Below are 3,842 nucleotides of genomic sequence, written 5' to 3' on the forward strand. Positions count from 1 at the left end.
GGAACTCGTTTCAAACTAATTGTAACCGATGGTGTTTTCTCTATGGACGGTTTGGTTGCTCCTTTAGATAAAATTTGTGATTTAGCAGACAAATACGATGCCATGGTCATGGTCGATGAATGTCATGCAGCAGGATTCATTGGTGCAACAGGAAAAGGAACATTAGAAGCTAAAGGTGTAATGGGTCGTGTGGATATTATTACAGGTACATTAGGTAAAGCTCTGGGTGGAGCGATGGGCGGTTATACAACTGCTAAAAAAGAAATTATCGAAATTTTACGTCAACGTTCTCGTCCATATTTATTTTCAAACTCATTAGCGCCAGCAATTGTAGGAGCTTCCATTAAAGTTTTTGAATTATTAGAAAAAGACACCACACTTCGTGATAAACTAGAATGGAACACCAATTACTTTAAAGAAGGAATGCGAAAAGCAGGTTTAGATTTCATAAATGGAGACTCGGCAATCGTTCCTGTCATGCTTTATGATGCTAAATTATCGCAAATTATGGCGGAAAAATTGTTAGAAAAAGGCATTTATGTCATTGGATTCTTTTTCCCTGTGGTTCCTAAAGATAAAGCTAGAATAAGAGTTCAATTGTCTGCAGCCCACACAAAAGCCCACTTAGACAAGGCTATCAAAGCTTTTTCTGAAGTTGGAGAAGAGTTAAATATTATAAAAAAATAATTTTTTTCGCTTTTTATTAAACTTTTTTAACAATTCATTTTGTAATTAATAATTTCCTAGTTACTTTTGTCACAATAACGTAATGTAATCAAATAAAATTAAGTATGAAACATCTTAACAAACTTTTTGTTTCCATGTTGATGATTGCTGGATTAAGTGCTTCTGCACAAGACAGCGATAATCCATGGGCAATATCTTTCGGAGCCAATGCAATAGACACAAGAACTAGCGCTGGTGTGAGAGATTTTAATTTAACAGATCACTTTTCAGAGTTCTTTAATGTAAAAGATCATTGGAATATTCTTCCTTCGGTATCTTACTTAACTGTAGCTAGAAATGTTGGAGGTAATTTTTCTGTAGGAGTTACAGGATCTGTGAATAAAATCACTAAATGGGTTGACTGGGTTGGACCATCTGCAAACACAACAACAGTTGTTAATCCAAACTTAATGTATTACTCAGGAGATTTAGCAATCAAATATAGTCTTGCTAGTTTAATAGGGAGTAAAGTTATTGACCCTTCTGTTAATGTTGGTGGTGGATATACTTGGTTAGGAAAACAATCTGCTGGTACTGCAAACATTGGTGCTGGATTAACTTTTTGGTTTACTGAACAAGTTGGTTTATCATTAACTTCTACTTATAAAAAAGCATTTACAGATAGAACAAACTTCGATGTTCCTTCAGTATTTGAAAATACAGCTGGTTTAACTTTCAAATTTGGAGGAAAAGACACAGATGGAGATGGTATTTATGATAAAGATGATACTTGTCCAGAAGTTGCTGGTTTAAAAGAATTTCAAGGTTGTCCTGATACTGATGGAGACGGAATTGAAGATAGCAAAGATGGTTGTCCAGAAGCTGCTGGAACACCAGAATTAAACGGTTGTCCTGATACTGATGGAGACGGAATTGCTGACAAAGATGATTCTTGTCCAGAAGTTGCTGGTTTAGCTTCTTTACAAGGTTGTCCTGATGCTGACGGAGACGGAATTGCTGATAATAAAGATAAATGTCCTACTGTAGCAGGTCCTAGAGATAATCAAGGTTGTCCTTGGCCAGATACTGATGGAGATTCAGTTACTGATAACGAAGACAAATGTCCAGATGTTAAAGGTACTGTAGCTAACAATGGTTGTCCAGAAGTAAGCGAAGATGTTGTTAAAAGATTAAATGATTATGCTAAAACTATCTTGTTTGATACTAGCAAATCATCTTTCCAACAACAAACTTACCCAGTATTACAATCAATTGTTGCAATATTAAAAGAGTATCCATCATCTAAATTCTCTATGGAAGGTCATACAGATTCTGATGGTAAAGATGCTGCTAACTTAGTGTTATCACAAAATAGAGCTGCTGCGGTTGTTACTTATTTAGTTGAAAACGGAATTGCATCAGACAGATTATCATCTCAAGGATTTGGTGAAACTATGCCAATAGCTTCAAACAAAACTAAAGCTGGTAAAGCTCAAAACAGAAGAGTAGAAGTGAAATTAGTAAAATAATTTTTTCTAAAATATATTTGGAAAACGCCTCGATAAATCGAGGCGTTTTTTTTATATTTATATTCTATGGCAAATAATACTTTTCTAGAAGATTTAGTTGAGAAATTACTTTCAGATGAAACCGAAAATATTTCTGAAATAACTATCATCCTGCCCAACAAAAGAGCTAAAATATTCCTGCTCGAGGCATTTAAAAAAAAACTACCTAATTTTACTTTTGCGCCAGAGATTACAAGTATTGAAGACTTTATTCAAGAAATTGCAAAAATTCGATCTATAGATTCTATAGAATTGCTTTTCGAGTTTTATACGGTTTATTTATCTATAACTGTAAAGGAAAAACAACAAACATTCGAGCAGTTCTCAAATTGGGGTAAAACACTATTACAGGACTTTAACGAGATTGATCGTTATCTTCTTGATCCCAAACACGTATTTTCTTATCTTCAAGATATAGAGGTAATCAAACGTTGGGGTATTGATGTTGAAGACAAAACTACATTAATAGATAATTATCTAGAATTTTGGAAATTACTTCCTTTGTATTATGAATCATTTTATACACATCTGAAAAATAAAGAAATAGGTTACCAAGGTTTAATTTATAGAGAAGCCGTAGATAATCTTCAAAAATTTGCATCTGATTTTAAAAACAAAAAAATTGTTTTCGCAGGATTTAATGCTTTAAATCAAGCAGAAGAAAAAATCGTGCAACAACTTATCAGTAAAGATATTGCAACTATTTATTGGGATATTGATTCGGTTTTTTTAAATGATGTTGCCCATGATGCGGGATTATTTGTACGACGTTTCAAAAGCACTTGGCAGCATTATAAAAGCAATCCTTTCGAATGGATTACTACTAACTTTTCTGAAGAGAAAAACATTCAAATTATAGGCACAGCAAAAGCTATTGGTCAAGCTAAAATTGTATCGGGAATAATCGATAAACTAATTTTAGATAATCCAAACGCATCATTAGACAAGGTAGCTTTAGTTCTTGGTGATGAAAATATGCTTATTCCAATGTTATATTCTCTTCCAGCAAGCGTTGGTAGTTTGAATATTACAATGGGCTATTCTAGCAAAAACAATCCAATCCAATTGTTGGTTGCTAAGTTGTTTAAGATGCACAACAATGCATTAAATAGAAGTGAATCTAGTTATGTTTTTTATTATAAAGATGTGCTCGATGTGCTTTCTAATCCAATTATCGAATCGTATGTAAATGCTTCGAAAGTAATTTATACCATCAAAAAGAATAATTATACATTTATTACACATCAAAAAGTTATTTCGTTTCAAGAAAATCCCAATCGTCTTTTTGAATTGCTTTTTCAGAAATGGAATCAAAAACCTATCGAAATATTAGAACTTATTTCTGAAATATTATTAATCGTTAAAGCAAATTTAGATTCAAGTTTAGAAGAGGATAAGGTGGTTAAAACATTTTTATATTCGATATATAAAGTCATTAACAAACTAATTACCTATTGTTCTAAAAATGAATACATAGAAAACATAGATACTTTGTATGCCATATACAAACAAGTTATCGATCTTGCTGAGGTTTCATTTGAAGGAGAACCTTTGTCTGGATTGCAAATTATGGGAGTTCTAGAAAGTCGTGTTTTAGATTTTGAAACG

2 protein-coding genes and 1 pseudogene are annotated in these 3,842 nt (G+C 32.7%); all 3 read left to right on the top strand.

The features are described 5' to 3' along the window. Positions 1–687, top strand: a 687-nt coding sequence (locus tag ACHZC3_RS06850) for an aminotransferase class I/II-fold pyridoxal phosphate-dependent enzyme (RefSeq protein WP_394759126.1), incomplete at its 5' end; no start/stop codon positions are given. 104 nt (positions 688–791) lie between these two features. Continuing rightward, positions 792–2,195 carry an OmpA family protein gene (locus ACHZC3_RS06855; protein WP_394759127.1) on the top strand — a complete coding sequence of 468 codons (1,404 nt, stop codon included), beginning with the start codon at positions 792–794 and terminating at the stop codon, positions 2,193–2,195. A gap of 66 nt (positions 2,196–2,261) precedes the next feature. Continuing rightward, positions 2,262–3,842: pseudogene (locus ACHZC3_RS06860) on the top strand (PD-(D/E)XK nuclease family protein); the annotation flags it as partial.

Source organism: Flavobacterium sp. (assembly GCF_043720215.1).
Classification (GTDB): Bacteria; Bacteroidota; Bacteroidia; order Flavobacteriales; family Flavobacteriaceae; genus Flavobacterium.